Source organism: Limnohabitans sp. INBF002 (assembly GCF_027924905.1).
Lineage (GTDB): Bacteria > Pseudomonadota > Gammaproteobacteria > Burkholderiales > Burkholderiaceae_C > Limnohabitans.
On record NZ_AP027055.1, the window covers coordinates 1450630 to 1473576 of the forward strand.

Genomic DNA, 22947 nt, shown 5'->3' on the forward strand with positions numbered 1-22947 from the left:
TCACAAGCCAATGGCTTTTTTAGCCATGCGGTAACCGGCGTGAATTAATTGCTCAATGGTTTTGAGGGAGAAGTCATAACTCTTGGCAAACGGCACATGGCCACTGTGCTCACGCACGATGCGGGTGATGGCCATGGGCGCTTCGCCGCCCATCAGCTGAATGAATCGCGGTTGATGCTGAATGCGCTTAGCCGCGTCAGCGGGCAATTCGTGAACGATTTCTTCGACCAAACGTTGGTACTCACGCACCAAATTGCTCATCCGTAAATCCGTATGAATTCGCTCGGCATACACAATTTCATCGCGCCGCCCCATCACATCCAACAAGTTTTGCGGCAACAAGGTACGTTTACCGGGGAACAAATCGATGATGAACACGCGTTTGCCTGCAGAGCCACAGCGTGCCAGCACATCCTCTAACGGTGAGTTGCTGACGATGCCCGCGTCCCAATATTTTTTACCTTTGATTGATGTCCAAGAAAACGCGGGTGGCAAGCTACCACTGGCCAGCACATGCGCAGGCGTGATGTCATCGATGTAACTGTCAAACATCGCCAACTCACCGGTCTGCACATCCACCGCTTGAATCAGCAAACGAATGGGGCTGCTTTTGAGTTGGCTGAAATCAACGTACCGTGTGAGCAACGCTTTGGCTGGCGTCAAGTCGTAGAAACTTGGCCACCGAGCGGATGTGTTCTCAGACTTGAGCGTCGACATGAGCCAGCGTGGTTTGAAAAAATTTGGCACACCAAACCACACCGCGTGTTGAGAAGCAAAAAAACGCCGCAAATTCTCTTCTGGCACCTCAGGCAACACCAAAGCAAGGTCTCGCCAAAACGCTTTCAGCGCTGAAGCCGGGTCATGCGGATTGCCCGCAATGATGGCACCGTTGAACGCGCCAATCGAAATGCCCGCCACGATATCAGGCCGCACGCCCGCGGCGTCTAAGGCGCTGACGGCACCGCACTCAAAGGCGCCAAATGCACCGCCACCTTGCAAGATGAAGATGGTCTGATTGGGAATGTGGTTCAACCGTAAGTCAGGATTGGACAGCTCATGCTTGAGCGCATGAAGGTTCACACGGTGCTTGATCAATGTTTCCGTCACCTTGATTTCGTCTGTCGGTCTCCCTAAGGCAAACAAACCTCGGGGGATGTCGTTTTTCAAAAAAAACGAGGCGTACGAACCTTCAGCCAATGAACCCCGTTCAATTTTTTCAGCATGCTGGTTCACCACGCCCAACAAGGTGAAGCTCTGGTCAAACACATGGCTGTAAAAGTAACTCACCTCGGCATAGGGCAAATGCTGTCCAAGCATGTTGCGCGCCGCGACACGCCCCTGTTTGACAGCGTTGTCCCAATGCTCAACACGGTGTTGGCAATGGAACACCTCATCCTGAAAGTTGGCCACATCGCCTGCGGCAAAAACATGGGGATTGTTGGTACAAAGAAAACGATCCACACGCACGCCGTTGTCCAACTTGAGGCCACTGGTTTTTAAGAAGTGGATGTCGGGTTCTACACCCGCAGCCACCACCACCAACTCGCAGGGGATGGTTTTTCCTGCGGCGGTGGTCACCGACTCGACCACGGTTCTTCCTTCAAATGACCTAGGCATGTCGCTGACCAAGACTTGAATTCCTTGTGCCTCTAGTTTTTGTTGAAAGTGAACGGAAATTTCTGGGGTGCTGAGTTTTTCTAAAACACTGTCCCGTTCTATCAAAGTCACCTCTAGCCCCTTTTGGCGCAGCGTTGCAGCCACCTCTAGCCCCATCAAGCTGCCACCAATCACCACGGCATGCCGCGCGTGTTGCATGGTGCGCCAAATGGCTTGCGCATCCAGCAAGGTACGCAAGTGATACACCCCCTGCAAATACTCACCCGGAATGGCCAAGCGGGTCGGTTTCACACCTGTGGCGATGAGTAGTTTTTTGTAATGGATCAACTCATGCGTGAGCGTGCGCAACGTTTGGTTCAGGGGTTGCACCGAGGTCACCAAGGCACCCAAGCGCACATCAATCGACAGCTCTTGGTATTTGGATGCCGACAAGATCAAGCTAGGCTGAGGTGGCTCTTCGCGAAGCAGCAGTTTTTTGGACAACGGCGGCCGTTGGTAAGGCAAATACGCCTCTTGCGTGAGCAAAAGAACTCGTCCTTGGGCGCCTTCGTTCCTCAGCGTCTCGGCAGCCGTGACACCGGCAAGGCCACCACCCACGATGACAAAGTCAAAATGATTCGTCACAACAAATCGTCAGGCCTTCACACGCCACGCAGGACATATAGATTCGGCCACCACTTCGGGGTAATGCCTGTATTGAATTGGCTTTCGCTCCCTCGGAGGAAGACTGAAATAAACCAGCCCGCACCGAAACCCAGTTTGCGAGCTGTCAGACGCCAACAGGTTGTGGCAGTTGCGACAAGTCGGCAGTTGCTGGACGGATGGATCAAATGTTTTGCTCATACTGAATCACATAAAACTGATACGGATTCAATGTACGAAGGGGGCGTCAATCCCACTGTGCGCCATCACACGTAAAAGTGATAAACGTGATTGCCGGATGGGTGAGGCATCGCACAGATGTGTTGGGCTCTGGCTGGCTAGACTTTTCTCACTCCTTTATTCATGAAATGCAGATGTGATCAATCGACCCAATATGTGTGACTCGCCAGATCGATCAGCGTCTGACTTGGCGTTCGCGCTCGACCGTCAAATTGAGGTCTCGCTGGCTGCGCTGACCGGTGGGCTCTCCCCCATCTCACTGGCACTGGCAGGCACGGATTGGGCCTACCACATGGCCACCTCACCCAACCTGTTGATGTGCCATACCTTAGAAACTTGGCGCCAAACCATTGAGGCGCATGCCGCTCAGAAAGACCTCACCGCCGACGACCCACGCTATGCCGATGCCAACTGGCAAACGTGGCCGTTCTCGGGTGCCAAAGACATGCACCACATGGTGGAGTCTTGGTGGAGCAAAGTGACCCAGTTGCGCGGCATGGAGCATCACCACCAAGACGTGATGCACTTTTTCATCCGTCAATGGCTGGACATGCTGTCGCCTAGCAATTCACCCGCGCTGAACCCGACGATCTTAAAAACCATGTTCGACACACAGGGTGCAAGCGTGGCACACGGCATGGCCCACGCCATGGATGACTGGCGAGACCACCAAGGCTTGCCACGTTTGGAAAAGGAAACGCAATTTCGCATTGGCACAGATGTGGCCTGCACACCCGGTCAAGTGATCCATCGCAACCACTTGGCTGAACTGATTCAGTACACGCCCAGCACACAACGCGTCCAACGTGAACCCATCTTCATCGTCCCCTCATGGATCATGAAGTACTACATCCTTGACCTCTCGCCGATGAACTCCATGGTGAAGTATTTGGTCGATCAAGGTCACACGGTGTTCATGTTGTCTTGGCGCAATCCCGATGCATCAGATGCGCTACTCGACATGCGGGACTACTTAGAGCTTGGGGTCCTCAACAATTTGGCGGTCGTCACCGAGCGCACCCAAGGCGTACCGATTCATACCGTGGGGTATTGCTTGGGCGGCACGTTGTTGGGGCTGGCAGTTGCTGCGCTGTCACGACCTGGCGCAATCCAAGGGGCAGAAAAGATTGCACCTGTGGCGTCCATGACGTTGCTGGCATCACAGCTAGATTTCAGTAACCCTGGCGAGTTGGGCGTGTTCATAGACGAACCTCAAGTTTCTTTGCTTGAAGACATCATGGCGGAGCAAGGCTTCTTAAGCGGTCGACAAATGGCCGCGTGTTTTCAATTCTTGAAAGCACGTGATTTATTTTGGTCTGCACGCATCCGCGAGTACTGGTTGGGACAACCCGATGTGATGAGCGATTTGATGTTTTGGAATGCCGACGTCACCCGCATGCCAGCGTCCATGCACAGCGAATACCTGCACAAGTTTTACTTGCACAACGCGCTCGCACTGGGCCAATACGAAGTGGATGACGCGCCGGTTTCGTTGTCCGACATTCGTGTGCCCGTGTTTGCCGTAGGCACCGTGAAAGACCATGTCACGCCTTGGCAATCGGCCTATGAGGTGAGCCGACTCACCCAATCGGAAGTGACATTCATTCTGGCCAGTGGCGGACATAACGCAGGCATTCTTTCGCCGCCAGGCGCGACTGATCGCAGCTACCAGCACCACACCATGCCTTTGGATTTACGTATCGAGTCCCCGCAAACTTGGCAACACATGGCCAGGTCTGTCAACGGGTCTTGGTGGCCGGCATGGCATGCGTGGCTTGTGGCGCACAGCAGCGGCTCAATCCCTGCGCATCAGCGCGAAGCACTTGACCCCATCGCCAAAGCCCCCGGCTCATATGTCTTCGTGCGATACGACGACTGAGCAAGCAGAGGTATGTGGCTTAGCGAACGCATTTTTTCGCGCCTAAACCAGACACTGTGAATGAGTCAACGTCTGACTCATTCCATCCACACCATCGGTTTGCCGACTTCACCAACAGGGTAGCTATATGAAAGATCAATCCATGCCTCATCTCAATTTATTGACGCAATCAAGCTCGCTTTACTCAAACTCTTTGTCCAACTACATGAAGAAATTCATGGAGCTGGCGGTCAAAGAAAACACCAAAATGATGGAGAAAGCGCAAGCACGTTGCCTCGATATTTTTCAAACCAAAAACTCGACAGCGGCCATGCAGATGACCTCCGAGCACATGGCGGCCACCGCCAACGATTGGATTGAGTTTGCGTTGAAAACAAACTCAATGGGTTACCAAGAGCATCTGGCCTTCATGAACGCGCTTCAGAAACAATTGATTGAAAGCAGCGAATCGCTGAGCTCGTCCATTGATCACCTTCCCAATGGCTCCTTGGCCAGCTCGGCTTTGATGCTGACCGCATTCAAATCGGCTTTGGAAATGAGCAACCATGTGATTGACTCTGCACAAGTGGCGTCTAAGCGCACGGCTGAGTTGGCGAACCAGTCGTGGAGCGCCGCGTCGAACCACCACCACCTCATCAAAGAAGCCAAGACCCCAAAAAAGCAAGAAGCTTGATGCGGCGGGCTTGAAAAACTCGCTTGTGTCCTACAATTGAGTTCGACGGGCCTCCTCACATGGTGAAGCGGCCAACTGGGTCAGGCGGGGAACCGAGCAGCCCTAACTGTGGAGCCAGTGCTGAGGGTCGGGCCCGTCACCTATATTTTTTCTTTATCCGCTAAAGAAAAGCTCAACCCGTGCCGATACGGTGGGATGGCCGAAGAAATCACAGAAGCACCCCAAGATCCTGCACCGAGCGCTCCCGAAGCGCCCGACAAGGCGTCTGCACCTGCAGAAATTCAAACCCCCGATGCGATTCAGCCTTTCATCGACAAGGCCCACGAAACCATCCAGCACGAGGTCGAAAGTGCTGAGTTGGGCAAATTTTTGCGCGCCCACATCAAGACCTTCCGCGAAGAGTGGGAAACCTGGTCAGACAGCGCCAAAGACGCCTACATCCACATGATGGTTTCTCAGTTGTTGCAACGCAAAGCCGCTGCGACACACATTGGTATGGGACATGAATTCAAGTTGCCAGACCCTTCGGCGTACACAGAACTCATGCTGTCGCTCCAACGCACGCAAGTCAAGCCGGCCAAGCGTTACCCCGCGATAGACATGCCGCCCAAACTGCGCAACGTTATTTGTTGAGGGTTTTGGCCGACAGGTAATCCGCCAAGCTGGCGTTGCTTAGACGCACGCCACTGTCTTGCGCCACTGCACCGCGAATTTGCTTGATCAGCAAACCCTTCACATCACCTTGCATGGCTTGTGTGCGCAACTCTAAGTAGCGCACCTGTGCTTTGGTTGAGTCCATCTTTGATTCAGACATGGCTTGCAGCCACAGCCCATCGTCACGTTTGCCTGCTTCTAGCTCGCGCAACACCAAGGCGCGAACCATGTTGGAAGATGACTGAGACATACATAGGCTCCGAAAAAAACAAAGAGTGCATCAATTCTGCCAGTTGAAGTAGTAAATTCAGCAAATCAACACTCGCCACAACGCTTATGCCCGAACTGTTTGGCTCTGATGCCTATGCCCCCAAAGAAATCGCCGCCAAAGTAGAAACCGTGGGCGTCGCCAAAGCGCACATGGCCACCCTGCCCTTGGTCATGCTGGGCTTGTTGGCGGGGGCATTTATTGGCTTGGGCGGCTTGCTTTTCATCATCGTCAAGTCCGACGCCAGCCTCAGTTTTGCCGTCAGCCAGCTGCTGGGCGGCTTTGTGTTTTGCTTAGGTTTGATCTTGGTGGTGATTGCAGGGGCTGAGCTGTTCACAGGCAACAACTTGCTGGCCATGGCGTGGGCGGATGGGCAAATCACCACGCGCGAAGTGCTGCGCAACTGGCTCTGGGTGTGCGCGGCCAACTTTGTGGGTACCACTGGCTTGGCACTGCTGGTGTACCTGAGCGGTCACACGCACATGAATGGCGGAGCCATTGGCACAACCGTTTTGAAAATTGCACTGGCCAAACAAAATCTAGTCTGGCACGAAGCATTTTTCAGAGGCGTGTTGTGCAACGTGTTGGTGTGCATGGCGGTGTGGATGGCCATGGCGGGCCGCAGCGTGATAGACAAGGTGATTGCCATCGTCTTCCCCATCACCGCTTTTGTGGCGGCGGGGTTTGAACACAGCATTGCCAATATGTATGTCATGCAGCTCGCACTCATCATTCAATACGTTGAGCCAGTGACTGCTGGTAACGCCCTTGGCGTAGCGGGCAATGCCTTGAGCGTGGCGGGCATGTTGGGCAACTTGGTGCCCGTGATTTTGGGCAACCTCGTGGGCGGTAGCGTCTTTGTGGGCTTGGTTTATCACCTCATCTACCGCGTGGCGGCAGTGGCCCGGCCCCTTCAAACCCCGTTGATCGAAAAAGATTAATCGTCTGTGGCGGCGTTCATCGCCTCGACCATGCCTTGCAACAGGGTTTCGGCCTCGTGCGCACCCGACAAACCCACTTGGCGGTTGAAGATGAAAAACGGCACGCCCGTGATGCCCATTTCACGCGCGGCTTTGTCGCTGTCAATGGTTTGACTGTGCAGCGCCGAGTTTTGCAAATGTTGCTCGGCCACCGCACGGTCCATCCCCGCTGACTCGGCAATGTCTAGCAACACCGAGGCTTGGGTCAGGTCCAGGCCGTCCAGAAAATAAGCCTTGAAAAAGGCCTCCACCATCGCGTCTTGCACCATGCCGGGCTCAGACACGGCAATCAAGCTGTGCGCCACGACCGTGTTGGGCTGTCGAACAATGCGATCAAACGCAAACGGAATACCCACTTCTTTGCCCACGCCAGCCACACGTTCGTAAATGGCACTGCCTTCGTCGCCAAACTTGTTGCGCACATAGTCCGCGCGGGCCATGCCTTCGGGGGCCATGTCGGGGTTCAGCTGGAAGGTGTGCCAGCGCACTTCGGGGTCCACATCGGGGTGCTGAACTGCCAAAAGTGCCAAAGCACGTTCTAAGCGGCGTTTGCCTACATAGCACCAGGGACAGACAACATCGGAGACAACATCAATGGTGAGAGTTTTCATGGGGGTACTTGGTTTCTGCCACAATGCCCCAACTGTAGCTCTATCGCCAATTGAAAGAGGAAATAAACCATGGCCAGCGATTTGATCAAACACATCACCGACAGCAGCTTTGAAGCAGACGTTCTGCAAGCTGACAAACCCGTGTTGGTGGACTATTGGGCCGAATGGTGCGGTCCTTGCAAAATGATTGCCCCCATCTTGGACGAAGTAGCCACCGCCTACGAAGGCAAGCTGCAAATTGCCAAGATGAACGTGGACGAAAACCGCGACATCCCCGGCAAGCTGGGCATCCGTGGCATCCCCACCTTGATGGTGTTCAAAGGTGGCCAACTGGCTGCCACCAAAGTGGGCGCCATGAGCAAAGCCCAGTTGACCGCCTTCATTGACCAACAATTGGCTTAAAAACTGCCAAAAACGTCAATCCTGAAAGCCCGCAGATTATTTGGTCTGCGGGCTTTTTTCCTGTCATAATTAAATCCGAATTCACCTTGCGGCCCATGAGGCTACTCGGCTCCCCATCAGGGCTTGAATTCCGGTCCAGAGGTATGTCTCACCTCGCTCCGACCTCCCCCCCAATTTTTTTAACGAACTCCCTTACTGGAGTCCCAAGATGCATCTGAACGAACTCAAGGCACTGCATGTGTCTGAAGTGCTGAAACAAGCCGAAGAACTCGAAATCGAAAACACAGGCCGCATGCGCAAGCAAGAGCTGATGTTTGCCATCATCAAAAAGCGCGCTCGCGCGGGTGAACAAGTGTTTGCCGATGGTGTGCTCGAAATCTTGCCCGACGGCTTTGGCTTCTTGCGCAGCCCCGACACCAGCTACACAGCCTCGACTGACGACATCTACATCAGCCCCAGCCAAGTGCGCCGCTTCAACCTGCACACCGGCGACATGATTGAAGGCGAAGTGCGCATCCCCAAAGACGGCGAGCGCTACTTTGCACTGACCAAGCTTGACAAGGTCAACGACGATCTGCCTGAGAACAACAAGCACAAGGTCATGTTCGAGAACTTGACCCCGCTGTTCCCCCGCGAACAGATGAAGCTGGAACGCGAGATCAAGGGCGAAGAAAACATCACCGGCCGCATCATCGACATCATCGCGCCCATCGGCAAAGGCCAACGCGCCTTGGTCGTCGCCCCGCCCAAGAGCGGTAAGACCGTGATGATGCAGCACATCGCCCACGCCATCGCGGCCAACTACCCCGACGCCCACATGATGGTGTTGTTGGTGGACGAGCGTCCCGAAGAAGTGACCGAAATGCAACGCTCGGTGAAAGCCGAAGTGATTGCCTCCACCTTTGACGAACCCGCCGCACGCCATGTGCACGTGGCTGAAATGGTGATTGAACGCGCCAAGCGTTTGGTGGAATTGAAAAAAGATGTGGTCATCTTGCTCGACTCCATCACCCGCCTCGCTCGCGCCTACAACAACGTGGTGCCTTCATCGGGCAAAGTGTTGTCTGGCGGCGTGGACTCCAACGCCTTGCAACGCCCCAAGCGCTTCTTTGGCGCAGCACGCAAAGTGGAAGAAGGCGGCTCACTCACCATCATCGCCACAGCCTTGGTCGACACTGGCAGCCGCATGGACGAAGTGATCTTTGAAGAATTCAAAGGCACAGGTAACTGTGAAATTCACCTCGACCGCCGCTTGTACGAAAAGCGCGTGTTCCCAGCCATTCAGCTCAACCGCAGCGGCACACGCCGCGAAGAGTTGTTGTTGCCACCCGAGATCTTGTCAAAGACCCGCATCTTGCGTCAGTTCATGTACAACATGGACGAAATCGAATCCATGGAAATGGTCTTGAAGAGCATGAAGGCGACCAAGTCCAACGTCGAGTTCTTCGACATGATGCGTCGCGGCGGTTAATCCCCGAATCAATTCGGGACCAAAAACTCCCGACTGATGCTTGCGCCAATTTCATTCACGCGGTCCAAAAACTGCGTGAGGTAGGCATGCAGCCCATTGGCCAAAATTTCTTCAATGCGGCTGAACTCCATCTCGGCGCACAACTTGCCTGCTCGGCGATAGCTTTCTAACGAGCGATCGTCCGACACCATGGAGATGTTGTTCACCACTTCGTTCAAGCACGCATGCAGCGAGCGCGGCATGTCGGCGCGAAGAATCAACAACTCGGCCACGCGCTCGGGGTGAATCACATCACGGTAGACCTTGCGGTAAATCTCAAAGCCCGACACGCTGCGCAAAATTGCGCTCCAGTGGTAGAAGTCGTGCTGCTCAGTTTTCTCTGTGCCATCGGCAAACAAATCACCATGCACGGCGTGGAACTTCACATCCACCAAACGTGCGGTGTTGTCAGCTCGCTCTAGGAAAGTGCCCAAGCGCATGAAGTGCAAAGCTTCATCCATCAGCATGGTGCCCACAGTCACGCCGCGTGAGAGATGCGAGCGGAACTTGACCCATTCAAAAAACTCGCCGGGGTCGCTCTCCAACAAACCGCTCTTCAAGATGCGGTTGAGTTCCAACCACGTTTGATTTTGCGTTTCCCACACTTCGGTGGTGAGGCTGCCGCGCACAGCGCGTGCGTTTTCACGCGCAGCGCGCAAGCACGAGATGATGGAAGACGGGTTGTTCTCGTCCTTCACCATGAACTCCATCACGCGTTGTGGCGTGATGTCGCCGTGACGGGCTTGGTAGGCGGGCAGCAATTCACTGATGGACAGCAAGCCTTCCCAGCCCAGCAGCGCCACTTCGGCAGACTGCGGCAGCAAAGAGGTTTGGTAGTTCACGTCCAACAGGCGTGCGGTGTTCTCGGCTCGCTCGGTATAGCGAGACATCCAAAACAGGTGGTCAGCGGTACGGCTCAGCATAGTTAAACCTCAAGAATCCATGTGTCTTTGGTGCCGCCGCCTTGGGACGAGTTCACCACCAGTGAGCCTTCTTTCAGCGCCACGCGGGTCAAGCCGCCGGGCACCATTTGCACGGTCTTGCCGCTCAACACGAAGGGACGCAAATCGATGTGGCGCGGCGCAATGCCGCTCTCCACATACGTGGGGCAGCTCGACAAGCTCAGCGTGGGCTGCGAGATGTAGCCATCGGGCTTGGCCAGCAACACTTGGCGGAACTCTTCAATCTCAGCCTTGGTCGCGGCAGGCCCGACCAACATGCCGTAGCCACCTGCGCCGTGCACTTCCTTCACCACGAGCTTGTCGAGGTTGGCCAGCGTGTACGCCAAGTCGTCTTTCTTGCGGCATTGGAAGGTGGGCACGTTGTTGAGGATGGGCTTCTCGCCCAAATAGAACTCAATCATTTGCGGCACATAGGGATAGATCGACTTGTCATCGGCAATGCCGGTGCCCACCGCGTTGCAAATGTTCACATGACCTGCTTTGTAAACCTCCATCAAACCGGCACAGCCAAGGGTCGATGTGGAACGGAACACACTGGGGTCCAAGAAGTCATCGTCCACACGGCGGTAAATCACGTCCACACGCTTAGGGCCGCGTGTGGTGCGCATGTAGACGAAGTTGTCTTTCACAAACAGGTCTTGGCCTTCGACCAACTCCACACCCATTTGTTGCGCCAAGAAGGCATGCTCAAAGTAAGCGCTGTTGTACATGCCAGGCGTGAGCACCACCACGGTGGGGTTGTCGGTGGTGGATGGGCTGCTGGCCCGCAAAGTTTCTAAGAGCAAGTCTGGGTAATGCGCCACCGGGGCCACGCGGTGTTGGCTGAACAGCTCGGGGAAGAGGCGCATCATCATCTTGCGGTCTTCCAGCATATAGCTCACGCCGCTGGGCACACGCAAGTTATCTTCGAGCACGTAGTACTCGCCGTTGCCTTGGGCATCAGGCGCACGCACGATGTCGATGCCGCTGATTTGCGAATACACCTGATGCGGCACATCCACCCCATGCATCTCGGGGCGGTACTGCGCGTTGTTCAAAATCTGCTCACTCGGAATGAGGCCGGCTTTGAGAATGTTCTGCTCGTGGTACACGTCGTGGATGAACATGTTCAACGCATTCACGCGTTGCACCAAGCCTTGTTGCATGCTCGTCCACTCGTGGGCGGGAATGATGCGAGGAATCAAATCAAACGGAATCAGGCGTTCGGTGCCTGCACCGTCTTCATCCTTGTCGCCGTACACCGCGAAGGTGATGCCGACGCGACGAAAAATCATCTCGGCCTCTTCGCGCCTGTCGCGCATGGTCTGTGGGTCTTGGCGCTTGAGCCAATCCAAGTAGTTCCGGTAGTGGGGGCGCACCGCGCTGTCGATAAACGGCAGCTGGGCATACATTTCATCAAACTTGTGCATCTTGGGAACTCCTAGCAACACTTACGCAAATTGGATGCCAGCCTTCAGAATACGTGTTGCCAATAGCGTTGTCTTTGATTTCGCTCACATTGCACCAAGTTGGGTTGCTCACTGCGCCATGTCGATGCACCACAACGGGGTATTTGCACCACGAGCACCCCTAAATCGCTGTAGCGACGCAGCACATCAGGCCTAGGGTGACCAAAGCGGTTGCGGTAGCCCGCTTGCACGATGGCGACGCTGGGCTGCACCGCATCCAGAAAGGCTTGCGTGGACGATGTGGCGCTGCCGTGATGCGGCACCAGCAGCCAATCGGCTTGTAGGGCTTGGCCGCTTTCCAGGAGGTTTTGCTCTTGGGCGGCTTCGATGTCGCCCGCGAGCAAGGCCGACACGGTTCTGTCTTTGTATTGCCGCGCGTGTGTGGGATGTAAGGCCACATCGCCTGTGCTGCTGGCCTGCAAACGCGAAGCCGTCACGCGCAACACACAACTCAGCGCATTGGGTTTGAGGTTGCGTGTGTAGTCAGCCGCACTCGGATGCAACACCTCAAACTGCACACCATCCCACGTCCACGACTGCCCGCGCTCACAGCGCTGCATAGCGCCTAATTGCTGCAACGGATGCTCTGATGGAATAGAAGTCAGCACATCCGCTTGCGGCTGCATCGCCATCACCGCAGGCGCGCCACCGCTGTGGTCGCTGTCTTGGTGGCTGATGACGATGCGGTCTAGCCGCTCACCCCAGGCACGCAGCAGTGGCACCAGCACACGTTGGCCGGCATCGGTCTCGGCCGAGTAACGCGGCCCTGTGTCGTACAGCAAGCTGTGCGTGGCCGTGCGCACCAACACCGCGTGGCCCTGCCCCATGTCAGCCGCCACCAGTTCAAACATACCGTGTGCAGGGCGCGGTGTTTGCCAACTGAGCACCGGCAACACCAAAGCCACACCAAAACAACGCAACCACATGGGCAAGCGCATAGCCCACACGCCCATACCCACTAGCGCGGCTGCCCCCGCCCACAAAGGCGCAGCAGGTGCAGACCATTGCGCCCACGACACACCCGCGCACGCTTTGAGCACCCACACCAACCCCTGCAAAGCCTCAGCCGCCAAGCTCCATGCGAATGGCAACACCAGCCCCAACAAACACAGCGGCGTCACCACCAAGGTCACCCATGGCACGGCCAGCAAGTTGGCAAACAAACCCACCACCGACACTTGGTGAAACAGCAGCAAAGTGAGCGGGGCCAAGCAGACACTCATCAACCACTGCTCGCGCCACATGCGTTGGGCAGCGGCCCACAGCGTGGTGGCAGGCGCATGCGAACCCGATGCAAACAGCACACCCACCGCCACAAAGCTCAGCCAAAAGCCAGCTTGCATGAGCGCCCACGGGTCTAACGCCAACACCACCGCACACACGCTCAACCACACCTGCACCCAAGGCCAACGCAAACCATACACGCGCAGCAGCGTGACCACCGCCAACATCCACACTGTGCGCTGTGCGGGCACGCCCCAACCCGTGAACACCGCATACGCCAGCGCCACCGCTGCAGCACACGCACTTGCGGCAATGGGCGCGGGTAGCCACAAGCTCCAAGGTTTACGGGGCGACCACACATCGCTGCGCCGCCACAACCAGCCCACACACAAAGCTGCCAGCCACGCCAAGCCCGTGATGTGCAAACCCGAAATCGCCATCAGGTGCGCCACGCCGGTGGCACGAAACACATCCCAATCCGCACGCTCAATCGCCGCTTGGTCACCCACCAACAAGGCCGACACAATGCCGGCCACTGCACGGTCGGCCACGCGTGCGTCGATGGCGCTGCGCACGCGCTGACGCAGCCGCTCCACGGGATGAGCCCATGTGCTGCCTAACCATTGCGGCGGTAAGTCTTTGGCTCCGTTGCGCACATAGCCCGTGGCTTGCAAGCCCTGCTCCCACAGCCACAGCTCGTAATCAAAACCGTGTGGGTTGATGTGGCCATGCGGCGCTTTGAGGCGCACCGCCCATTGCCAACGGTCGCCGGGACGCAAGTCTGCAGGCGGAGGTTGCACTTTGTCGTCATTGCCATTCAATCGGTTGCCGTACCAACCCAGCAGCAACTGCGGCGGCAGCTGCACCAGTGCGCCATCGCTGTCGCGAGCCGATTCCACCTCGAAGCGAAACCGCGCGCTGTCTTCCATGCGCTGCGGCAAATTGATCACGATGCCCACCACGTGCAAAGTGCGGCCTTCGAGTGCGGGGTTCAAAGCGCTTTGGGCGTAGTGGCTGGCTCGTGCGCCTGCTTGGGCAAAAGCCAACGCACCTGATAACACGCCCACCAACGCAAACCAAACAGCGGCTTGTGCCCCTGCGCCAGACAACACACGGCTGACGCGCACAACAACAAAAGCAACCGCTATAGCCGCTGCCCCCAAACCCCAATACACCTCCCCCGCCCACAACTGCGCCTGCTGCAACTGCAAAGCCGTGCCCGCAATCCAGCCCAAGGCCAAAGGTGTGATGACAGAAAACATGGCCGCATGTTCAGTGCAACGTGGCGGCACGTGGGCGATGCCCACTCACAAGTTAAAAAGCCCCAACCATTCGGCAGGGGCTTGAGGCATCTCAGAGGTGCTGGGTTTAGCCCGCAGCGGCCTTGGAACCGCCGCACACTTCTTTCTTCAAAGCGGCCAGATAAGTATTAGGACGAATCGGGTATTCGCGTGGACGCCATTCGTGCACATCGTCCGAGGCCACTTCTTTGCCCTTGCCCATTTGCTTGTCAAAGTAGCTCACAGACAGGCGCACCACGGTGTCGTTCTTGCAGTACATGCGCACGCGCAACATCATCGACTTGTAGCTCTCGCCCGTGGGGGTCTTTTCAGCCTTGGGCAAATCGGTCAACACCCAAGCAAAACGCGACACGTGCACGGGCATGACCGCTTCTTTGTCGAAGTAATACGTGGCTTCGTCTTCCTTCACCAGCTCGCTCCACTCGGCCGAGGCAGGTGCAGCCCAAGCCAAAAGGCTGGTCAACACGAAAGCAACAACAGAAAAATGGCGTGAGCGCATGGTAGATATGAAAGATAAAACTGACTTGTCTAGGGTATCGGCGGGGCTACTGAAAACTTGAGCAAGAAATGCGCACCACTTTGGCGCGCAAGTCGGACTGCGTGATGAAATATGTCTACTGATTTGGGGGAATGCCAAAGCGCTGCGCTAAGGCCTTGACCTGGCATGGGTGAGCCGCCTGCACCTGCGCTAACACTCACGCTCTTGGCTTCGTAGCTGGCTTTGTTTTCTATGTCGCTTGTCGTTAACGTGCCGCCTGTGCTGAAGGCGTTTTTGTTGTTGTCTATCGCAGCTTGCGTGCTGGTAATGGCGCCGCCTTTGAGGTCGGTGTTGCCTTGCACGTTGACGGTGAAGCCACCATCGCCTGCTTTGATGCCGCTTTGCTCCGTCACGCTTGCATAGGTACTGTTGATGTCGCTTTTGGCGTAGTTAACGCTGCCGCTCATGCCTGCTCCCACCATACCTGATGCGCCTATTTGTTGGTTTTTCTCAACATAGGTGGCTGTGTCTTGCAGGCTTTCAATGTTCAAGTTGCCGCCTACCGTGGCTGTTACTTGTTTGCCCTCTACCGTCGCACCTTTGACATTGGTGTCTGAGCCGCTCTTGATGCTCACACTGTCTGCGCCTGCAATGTGCGTGTTGGTGTACGTGGTCTCGCTGCCGTTGCCGTTGCCACCGCCTTTGCTGACGCTGCCTGTAAAACCAAGACCACCACCACTCGCCCCTAGTTGCAGTGCAATACCAACACTGGCGCTGCTGTTACTGCTGTCGCTGGTTTGGGTGCTGGTGTTTTGGGCTGCCGTTAAGTTGACGTTGTTGTCGGCTTCTAGGTTCACTTGCCTGCCGCTCACGTCGCTGCCTTGGATGGTGAGGTTGCTGTCCGCCCCAGCGCCTGTCGCTTTGATTGTGGTGGCACCGCCTGCTTTGACGGTGCTGCCTCTTGCTGTATCACTTGTGGCGGTGCTGTTACTTTGGCTGCTGCTTTGACCGTAGCTCAAAGACACTTGAATGCCGCCTGCTTTGTCTGCGGCATTGGCTTGTGCTACTTCTGGACTGCCATCTGCGCCTTCAGCACCTGTTTTGACCATACCATTTTCATCGCCCTGTCCCGATTTGAGAGCATCGGCAGCCATCTTCACGTTGGCTGCAGCGTTTGCTGCGCCTAGTGCTTTCATACGACCATCGCTGGTTTGTGTCGTGGCCTTGATTTGGCTTTGTGCGTTTTCTAACGTGCTAAGCACCGTGCTGGTGACTGCCAAAGTGAGGCCGCTTTGCTCAAACTTTTGTTCTGTGCTTTGTTTGTTGGTTTCTCGGGCTTCTTGAATGTCCACCGTCTTGGCTTGGATGGTGATGTCTCCATTAGGTGCAACCACATCGCTGCCCACTTGTTTGTATTGGTTGCCCGCGGTGATGCTCACGTTGCCACCTACGCTGCCCACCGTGCTGGCTGCAGCTGTGGTGGTGGTATCTTTGCCATCATTGCTTTGAGTGCGAGTGCCGTAACTCAGGCTGAGGCCACCGCCACTTAAGAAGCCCGTATCCGTCTGTTTGCTGTAGTTGCTTTGCTGGCTGGTGTTCTGCGCGGCTTCAATGCTCACATTGCCACCAGCTGTGAGTGTGGTGCCGTTGTCACTGACCACGTTAGAGCCTTTGACATTGATGTCCTTGGTGTTGGCCGCAATGTCTACCGTGCCACCACCAAAATTACTGCCAACCGCTGTGCTGGTGTTGCTGACATTGCGTGTCACCAAGGTTGACCCGCCCAAGAAACCACCGCCACTGGATGTCTTATGGGCTTCGTCTAAGTTGGTGGTGTTTTCTCCTGCCAAGATGTTGACGCTGCCACCGGCTTGCACTCCCAGTGCTTTGGTAGCCTGCACATTGGCTGCTGTGGCTGTCAGGTCATTGCCTGCCTTGAGATTGACATTTCCACCGCCACTAAGGGTGCTACCTACAGCTTGGGTGTTGCCGTAGTTCAGGTGGTTGTCCGCATCCCACGTGATGTTGTTTTGTTCGCCTGTCTGAACAGAAGCAAGAGTGAAGTTGTTGCCCGCACTTAAGCTGGTTGCACCACTACCCGCGTTGCTGACCACGCCTGCGACGATGTTCATGTCTCTGCCTGCGCTGGCCACCAATGTGCCGTTGGCTCCCGAAACGTATAAACCCGCCACACGGTCAACACCTGTGCGGCTAAAGTTGGCTGAACCAACTTGTGTGTTGGTGCTTTGGGTGGTGGTTTGAATATTCAAATCTCGCCCTGCGGTTGCACTCAGACTGTTGATTGCACCGATGCTGCCGCCAATGTTGTTGAGATCTTGTCGTGCGGCCACACTCACATCGTTGCCACCAATACGCCCGCCTAAGTTATTGACGTTTTCAGCCGTGAGGCTGACCACGTTGCGCCCAGCGATAGTGCCACTATTGGTCAAATCGCCACTGAGGTTGATATTCACGTCTTTGCCTGCAAGCAATGCGCCGCTTGCGTCCAAGTCACCCGGTTGGACTTTGACATACACCTGAGGTACGAGGACTTTTTGGTTGGAGCCATCCGGCAAGGTGACTGTTTGTTCCACCAACCACACGATGTCGCTGGTGAGTTGGGCAACTTGCTGTGCTGTCAAGGCGATGCCCGGGCGCAAGTTGTATTTCTGGCCAAACGTGATAGCACTGGTCATCAGCGCCTTGTATTCTTGTTCGTCGCTGGTGTAGTCAGCTAAGAAGCGGCGGCCTGTCAGTTCTGCCACCTGCTCGCGGATAAGCTTTTGTTCATAGAACCCATCACCTAAGCGTTTTTGAGTGACTGTGGGATCAAGGCTTAAGCTCTGAGTAATGTAGTCGCTGCCTAGCCAAAGTTTTCGGTCAATGAAACGGGTGTCTGTTTCAATCAGATAGGCCGAAGTGAGCGATGGGTTGTTCTTGTACAGGCTGCTTGTGGGCAGTGTGGTCGGAGGCACGGCCCCATTGCGTGCATTGGCAAACCCTGCGCCGCTGGTACTACCCGAAACTGCAGCTTGAGTGCGCACGCCCACCTGTGCGCCACTATTGCTGGATGCAGTAATTTGCGCGACCACCACCGTGCTGTTGGCTGTGCTGTCATAGGGGCCTGTTTGCCATTCGTCATGGGCATGAACACAGTTGATTGAGATTTTTCCGCAAATGCCCGAACCTGGCACATGCACCAAGGTGTAAGTCGTCCCAACGTCACGGATGCTCTTGGTTGCCATCACATCCGTATTCGCTAACGTGGATGAACCAATACTCAACACACCACCCGCCAAAATGTGACTGGCATAGTTGGTGGCGTTGGCTGAATTCAAGTTGATGTCACCACCTGCCAAAATTTGCGCTGGATCACTGGCCGTTTGATATGGCAAATAGGTTGTGCGTGTGAATACCCGATATAAACCAGAGTTGATATCTTCTCGAACGTTTAACTCTGTAGTCGCCACTCTGATCTCGTAAGCAAAGTGGTCATTGGTGTTGTTAACTGTGGCACTAGAAAGGCTTAAGTTACGGCCTGCCTCAATCGTTGCGCTGTTGTTATTTAATGTTGCCGTCGATCCTGTTGCTCGACGATTCGCATCCAACGCCCCACCTATTGCCATATCTCCCACGCTGTAGATGAGGGCATGCTCTCGGTTGGTCAATGTGCCGCTGATGCCGAGGTCTAGACGATCACGCGCTGCAATCGTGCCTGCTTTGGTCACACCTGCAATGGTTTCGGTGTTGTTAGTGAGATTGATCGCTGCAATACTGAGGTGGTCGCCATAGATTCGGCCTGTGCCAATATTGGTCACTGTGTTGGCATTGACTTGCGTGTCCACACCGTCAATCAATCCTCGGTTAGTCAAGGTGCTGTTTGCATTGACTTGGGTAGTGTTGGCTGAGATTTCGCCTGTGGCTGTGTTGTCTATGTTGTTGGCCGTGAGGTTGTACACCAGAGCCGTTTTGAAGTTGAAGACGCTGAATCGAAAAGCAAGGTGTTTCGATGGGCAGTGTCTGCGAAGTCGCTTTTTCGGGGACAGACAGTCGAACATCCGAGGTGCGCTCAAGTTGCTGCCTCAATTGCTGGTCTTGTTGCTGCTGCCTCTGCAACTCTTGCCGGTTACGAATGCCAAGATCACCCTCTTGAGCGGAAGTGATTTGAGCTGAAACATTGATGGCCAAACATAAGACAGTCACTAGACTCGCAACTTGGTGTCCGCGTCTTAGTACCAAGAGCTGTGCTAGATAATGAAGCATTGAAGTCATTCTTTAAATTAACTATTTATTACTCATAATATCGAATTAAAATTAACTAATATTTACTTCTAGTTAAATATTAGCTTGGTGTTTAAAACACGACCAAGCCCCCGTGCACGCACAGCAATACAAATCATGCGCATGCCCCAAAACGTGCACCGCATTGGCGCATCAGGCTTGGCGCGTGTTTTGCTAGTTGTAGTTCATGTCTATCCATGCCGCACTCCACCACGTCACCCACTACAGCTACGACCGCTTGGTTGAGTTAGGCCCGCAGGTCATTCGCCTTCGCCCTGCTCCCCACTGCCGCAGCAACGTGATTTCGTACTCACTCAAGGTCGAGCCCGAGCACTTCATCAACTGGCAGCAAGACCCGTTTGCGAACTACCAAGCGCGTTTGGTGTTTCACGAGAAGACCACCGAGTTCAAAGTCACGGTGGACTTGGTGGTGGAGATGGCGGTGTACAACCCGTTTGACTTCTTCCTCGAGCCACACGCCGAAAAGTTCCCCTTCGCCTATGGCGTCACCTCGGCGCAAGAACTGGCCCCCTACTTGGTGACCAACCGCTTCACGCCCAACTTCAAGCACTACTTCAAGAGCATCGACTTCAAAGCACTGAAGCGCGAGCCAATTCGCACCATCGACTTTCTGGTGGAAATCAACCGCAAGCTGCACGAAGATATTGCGTACACCATCCGTATGGAACCCGGCGTGCAAACGCCAGAAGAAACGCTCACCCTGCGCAGCGGCTCGTGCCGCGACAGCGCTTGGTTGCTGGTGAACTTGCTGCGCCACTGCGGCTTGGCCGCACGCTTTGCGTCTGGTTATTTGATTCAACTCGCCCCCGATGTGAAGTCGCTCGACGGCCCCAGCGGCACCGAGGTGGACTTCACCGATTTGCACGCGTGGTGCGAGGTGTATCTGCCCGGCGCAGGCTGGATTGGCCTTGACCCCACGTCTGGCTTGCTGGCTGGCGAAGGCCACATTCCGCTGGCGTGCACACCACAGCCATCGAGCGCCGCGCCGATTGAAGGCTTGGTGGACGAAGCCGAGGTCGAATTTGGCCATGAGATGAAAGTCACCCGCGTTCTTGAATCGCCACGCGTGACCAAGCCCTACACCGAAGAAGAATGGATGGAAGTGCTGGCCTTGGGTGACGAGGTGGACCGCCGACTGACAGAAGGTGATGTGCGCCTGACCATGGGTGGTGAGCCCACCTTCGTCACCGTGCACGACCGCGACGCACCAGAATGGAACACCGATGCACTGGGCCCGACCAAACGCGGCTTTGCCACCGAATTGGTGCACAAGCTGCGTGCCGAATACGGTGATGGCGGCTTCTTGCATTTCGGCCAAGGCAAGTGGTACCCGGGCGAGCAGCTGCCACGCTGGGCGTTGGGCATTTACTGGCGCACCGACGGCCACCCTTGCTGGCACAACCCCGATTTGTTTGCCGACGAGCGCGTGCCCAGCCAATACACCACCGAAGACGCACAACGCTTCACCCAAACCCTCGCACACAAACTGGGGCTGGACGACCAATACATCACCCCGGGCTATGAAGACACCTGGTACTACCTGTGGCGCGAGCGACGCTTGCCTGTCAACGTGGACCCGTTTGATGCCAAGCTCGACGACGAGATGGAACGCGTGCGCCTGCGCCGCGTGTTTGACCAAGGCTTAGACAAAACCGTGGGCTATGTGCTGCCCCTCAAAGCCGGTGAAGTGGCAGGCGGTCCGCGCTGGAGCACGGGCCCTTGGTTCCTGCGCGACGAGCGCATGTACCTCGTGCCCGGCGATTCGCCCATGGGCTTGCGCTTGCCACTCGACTCACTGCCGTGGGTCAGCCAAGCCGACTACCCCTACGCGATTGAGCAAGACCACTTTGCCGAGCGCAAGCCCCTGCCCCACGCGGCGGCTTTGCGCGCGCAGTACTCGCACCACGCACGTCACACACATTACGACCACCACATCAACACCCACGTGGCAGGCGGCGGCTTAGCCCAAGGCGGCACGGTGGGCCTGCAAACGGGTATGGGTGAAGACGGCTTTGTGCCCGGCACCGCACACCCTGTGCCAGCCAAAGACCAATCGGCGCATTGGATCACCCGCACCGCGATTTGCGTGGAAGTGCGCGATCCATCGCGCGCCAACGGCCCTGCCGTTGAGTTGAAGGCGATGGAGAACCCACAAGGTTTGATTTACGTGTTCATGCCGCCGCTCGGCGACTTGGAAGACTACCTAGAACTGCTCAGTGCCATCGAAGCCACGGCAGAAGAGTTGGGCGTACGGATCGTGTTGGAAGGCTATCCGCCCCCACGCGATGTGCGCCTGAAAGTGCTGCAAGTCACGCCTGACCCCGGTGTGATTGAAGTCAACATCCACCCCGCCCACAACTGGCTGGAAATCGTGGACCACACCGAGTTCTTGTACAAGGCCGCGTTTGAATCACGCCTGTCGGCCGAGAAGTTCATGACCGATGGCCGCCACACCGGCACAGGCGGTGGCAACCACATCGTGATGGGCGGTGCCACGCCAGCGGATAGCCCGTTCTTGCGCAAGCCCGAACTGTTGGCATCGCTCATCTTGTATTGGCACAACCATCCGTCATTGAGCTATTTGTTCAGCGGCATGTTCATTGGCCCCACCAGCCAAGCACCGCGTGTGGACGAAGCACGTAACGACCAAATTTACGAGCTAGAAATTGCACTGGCAGAGATCCGTCGACACAGCGAGAAATTTGGTCTGAGCAGCGCCGGGCCGTCCCAAGCTGCGAAAGCCCCCTCGGGGGGCAGTGACCCACACGCAGTGGGGGAACGTGGGGGCGACACATTCATGCCACCATGGATCGTGGACCGCACGCTGCGCAACCTGCTGATTGACGTCACAGGCAACACACACCGCAGTGAGTTTTGTATCGACAAACTCTACTCGCCAGATTCATCCACAGGCCGCTTAGGCTTGCTCGAACTACGCGCTTTTGAAATGCCGCCGCACGAACGCATGAGCATCGTGCAACAGCTCTTGCTGCGCGCCTTGGTGGCTCGCTTTTGGGAAGCCCCCTACCAAGCCCCTGCGACGCGTTGGGGCACCGAGCTGCACGACCGCTTCTTGCTGCCGCATTTCGTCAAAGCCGACTTTGACGATGTGCTGACTGAGCTGGGCGATTGTGGTTTTCAGTTTGACCCTGCCTGGTTTGCGCCGCACTTTGAATTCCGTTTTCCACGCGTGGGCGACTTGCAAACACTGGGCATCAACCTCACGCTGCGCAACGCCTTGGAGCCTTGGCACGTCATGGGCGAAGAAGGCTCGAGTGGTGGCACGGTGCGCTATGTGGATTCGTCGCTGGAACGCATCGAGGTGCATGTGGCGGGCCTCAACCCCAGCCGCCACACCATCACGGTCAACGGCACGCCGCTGCCATTGCAACCCACAGGCACGGTGGGCGAATACGTGGCTGGCGTGCGTTACCGCGCATGGGCGCCGTCATCCGCATTGCACCCAACGATTGGCGTGCATGTGCCGCTGACGTTTGACATTGTGGACACGTGGATGAAGCGCTCGGTCGGCGGCTGCCAGTACCACGTGGCGCATCCGGGCGGGCGCAACTACGACAGCTTTCCTGTCAACGCCTACGAGGCTGAAAGCCGCCGCTTGTCGCGCTTTTTCCCGCTGGGCCACACGCCGGGCAAACTCGATGTGCCGCAAGCCACCGTGGGGGTGCCTGCCAGCAAAGAGTTCCCGTTCACGCTGGATTTGCGACGGGTTTAAAAACATGGCCAAACCCGAAGGCG

Annotated in this window: 15 protein-coding genes and 1 other RNA gene; 8 read left to right on the forward strand and 8 right to left on the reverse strand. The window is 56.1% G+C overall.

Translation table 11 applies throughout. The annotated features are described in order from the left end of the window. Positions 1 to 2241, reverse strand: coding sequence for an FAD-dependent oxidoreductase (locus tag QMG15_RS07150; RefSeq protein ID WP_281788017.1), 2241 nt, complete (start codon positions 2239 to 2241; stop codon positions 1 to 3). Between the two features lie 412 nt (positions 2242 to 2653). Between QMG15_RS07150 and QMG15_RS07155 the strand changes: the two genes are divergently transcribed. The 4 genes from QMG15_RS07155 to QMG15_RS07170 all read left to right on the forward strand — a co-directional run bounded on the left by QMG15_RS07155 (position 2654) and on the right by QMG15_RS07170 (position 5684). Then, entirely contained in the window at positions 2654 to 4378 is a 1725-nt protein-coding gene (locus QMG15_RS07155) for an alpha/beta fold hydrolase (RefSeq protein WP_281788018.1), read from the forward strand. 193 nt (positions 4379 to 4571) lie between these two features. Further along, positions 4572 to 5051, forward strand: coding sequence for a hypothetical protein (locus QMG15_RS07160; protein WP_281788019.1), 480 nt, complete (start codon positions 4572 to 4574; stop codon positions 5049 to 5051). 44 nt (positions 5052 to 5095) lie between these two features. Further along, positions 5096 to 5192: signal recognition particle sRNA small type (gene ffs / locus QMG15_RS07165), an RNA gene on the forward strand. 54 nt (positions 5193 to 5246) lie between these two features. Next, positions 5247 to 5684, forward strand: coding sequence for a hypothetical protein (locus QMG15_RS07170; protein WP_281788020.1), 438 nt, complete (start codon positions 5247 to 5249; stop codon positions 5682 to 5684). Here QMG15_RS07170 and QMG15_RS07175 read toward each other — a convergent pair. Further along, positions 5674 to 5955 (reverse strand): hypothetical protein, encoded by a 282-nt coding sequence (locus QMG15_RS07175; RefSeq protein ID WP_281788021.1) that lies wholly within the window; start codon positions 5953 to 5955, stop codon positions 5674 to 5676. The genes QMG15_RS07170 and QMG15_RS07175 overlap by 11 nt on opposite strands. Positions 5956 to 6041: 86 nt before the next feature. On the opposite strand from QMG15_RS07175, the gene QMG15_RS07180 reads away from it, so the two are divergent. Further along, positions 6042 to 6914, forward strand: a complete 873-nt coding sequence (locus QMG15_RS07180) for a formate/nitrite transporter family protein (RefSeq protein WP_281788022.1) — start codon at positions 6042 to 6044, stop codon at positions 6912 to 6914. Here the strand turns inward: QMG15_RS07180 and QMG15_RS07185 are convergent. Next, complete coding sequence (locus QMG15_RS07185; RefSeq protein ID WP_281788023.1) at positions 6911 to 7564, reverse strand: DsbA family oxidoreductase; 654 nt, start codon at positions 7562 to 7564, stop codon at positions 6911 to 6913. The two genes, QMG15_RS07180 and QMG15_RS07185, sit on opposite strands and share 4 nt — an antisense overlap. 69 nt (positions 7565 to 7633) lie before the next feature. Between QMG15_RS07185 and trxA the strand changes: the two genes are divergently transcribed. Then, positions 7634 to 7966 carry a thioredoxin TrxA gene (gene trxA / locus QMG15_RS07190; protein ID WP_108358769.1) on the forward strand — a complete coding sequence of 111 codons (333 nt, stop codon included), beginning with the start codon at positions 7634 to 7636 and terminating at the stop codon, positions 7964 to 7966. A gap of 208 nt (positions 7967 to 8174) precedes the next feature. Further along, the gene (gene rho / locus QMG15_RS07195; protein ID WP_108358770.1) at positions 8175 to 9437 is read left to right on the forward strand and encodes a transcription termination factor Rho; all 1263 of its coding nucleotides are present in this window, start codon (positions 8175 to 8177) and stop codon (positions 9435 to 9437) included. Between the two features lie 8 nt (positions 9438 to 9445). Here the strand turns inward: rho and QMG15_RS07200 are convergent, their stop codons facing one another. The 5 genes from QMG15_RS07200 to QMG15_RS07220 form a co-directional block, all read right to left on the reverse strand. Continuing rightward, entirely contained in the window at positions 9446 to 10399 is a 954-nt protein-coding gene (locus QMG15_RS07200) for an alpha-E domain-containing protein (protein WP_108401409.1), read from the reverse strand. Positions 10400 to 10401: 2 nt separating this feature from the next. Next, positions 10402 to 11847: a circularly permuted type 2 ATP-grasp protein gene (locus QMG15_RS07205; RefSeq protein ID WP_281788024.1), complete on the reverse strand. Its 1446-nt coding sequence runs from the start codon at positions 11845 to 11847 to the stop codon at positions 10402 to 10404. A gap of 44 nt (positions 11848 to 11891) precedes the next feature. Further along, the gene (locus QMG15_RS07210) at positions 11892 to 14372 is read right to left on the reverse strand and encodes a DNA internalization-related competence protein ComEC/Rec2 (RefSeq protein WP_281788025.1); all 2481 of its coding nucleotides are present in this window, start codon (positions 14370 to 14372) and stop codon (positions 11892 to 11894) included. Between the two features lie 106 nt (positions 14373 to 14478). Beyond that, a complete protein-coding gene (locus tag QMG15_RS07215) occupies positions 14479 to 14877 on the reverse strand; it encodes a surface-adhesin E family protein (RefSeq protein WP_281788026.1) in 399 nt (132 codons plus the stop codon). A gap of 62 nt (positions 14878 to 14939) precedes the next feature. After that, positions 14940 to 18848, reverse strand: coding sequence for a hemagglutinin repeat-containing protein (locus QMG15_RS07220; RefSeq protein WP_281788027.1), 3909 nt, complete (start codon positions 18846 to 18848; stop codon positions 14940 to 14942). A 509-nt stretch (positions 18849 to 19357) separates the two neighbouring features. On the opposite strand from QMG15_RS07220, the gene QMG15_RS07225 reads away from it, so the two are divergent. Continuing rightward, positions 19358 to 22924 carry a transglutaminase family protein gene (locus QMG15_RS07225; protein WP_281788028.1) on the forward strand — a complete coding sequence of 1189 codons (3567 nt, stop codon included), beginning with the start codon at positions 19358 to 19360 and terminating at the stop codon, positions 22922 to 22924. The last annotated feature ends 23 nt before the right edge of the window (positions 22925 to 22947 follow it).

Excerpts from the sequence above, each read along its gene's own strand:
- QMG15_RS07210 (WP_281788025.1), bottom strand. The coding sequence starts at position 14,372 with ATGTTTTCTGTCATCACACCTTTGGCCTTGGGCTGGATTGCGGGCACG.
- QMG15_RS07170 (WP_281788020.1), top strand. The coding sequence starts at position 5,247 with ATGGCCGAAGAAATCACAGAAGCACCCCAAGATCCTGCACCGAGCGCT.
- QMG15_RS07205 (WP_281788024.1), bottom strand. The coding sequence starts at position 11,847 with ATGCACAAGTTTGATGAAATGTATGCCCAGCTGCCGTTTATCGACAGC.
- QMG15_RS07175 (WP_281788021.1), bottom strand. The coding sequence starts at position 5,955 with ATGTCTCAGTCATCTTCCAACATGGTTCGCGCCTTGGTGTTGCGCGAG.
- QMG15_RS07200 (WP_108401409.1), bottom strand. The coding sequence starts at position 10,399 with ATGCTGAGCCGTACCGCTGACCACCTGTTTTGGATGTCTCGCTATACC.
- rho (WP_108358770.1), top strand. The coding sequence starts at position 8,175 with ATGCATCTGAACGAACTCAAGGCACTGCATGTGTCTGAAGTGCTGAAA.
- QMG15_RS07225 (WP_281788028.1), top strand. The coding sequence starts at position 19,358 with ATGTCTATCCATGCCGCACTCCACCACGTCACCCACTACAGCTACGAC.
- QMG15_RS07180 (WP_281788022.1), top strand. The coding sequence starts at position 6,042 with ATGCCCGAACTGTTTGGCTCTGATGCCTATGCCCCCAAAGAAATCGCC.
- QMG15_RS07185 (WP_281788023.1), bottom strand. The coding sequence starts at position 7,564 with ATGAAAACTCTCACCATTGATGTTGTCTCCGATGTTGTCTGTCCCTGG.
- QMG15_RS07155 (WP_281788018.1), top strand. The coding sequence starts at position 2,654 with ATGTGTGACTCGCCAGATCGATCAGCGTCTGACTTGGCGTTCGCGCTC.
- trxA (WP_108358769.1), top strand. The coding sequence starts at position 7,634 with ATGGCCAGCGATTTGATCAAACACATCACCGACAGCAGCTTTGAAGCA.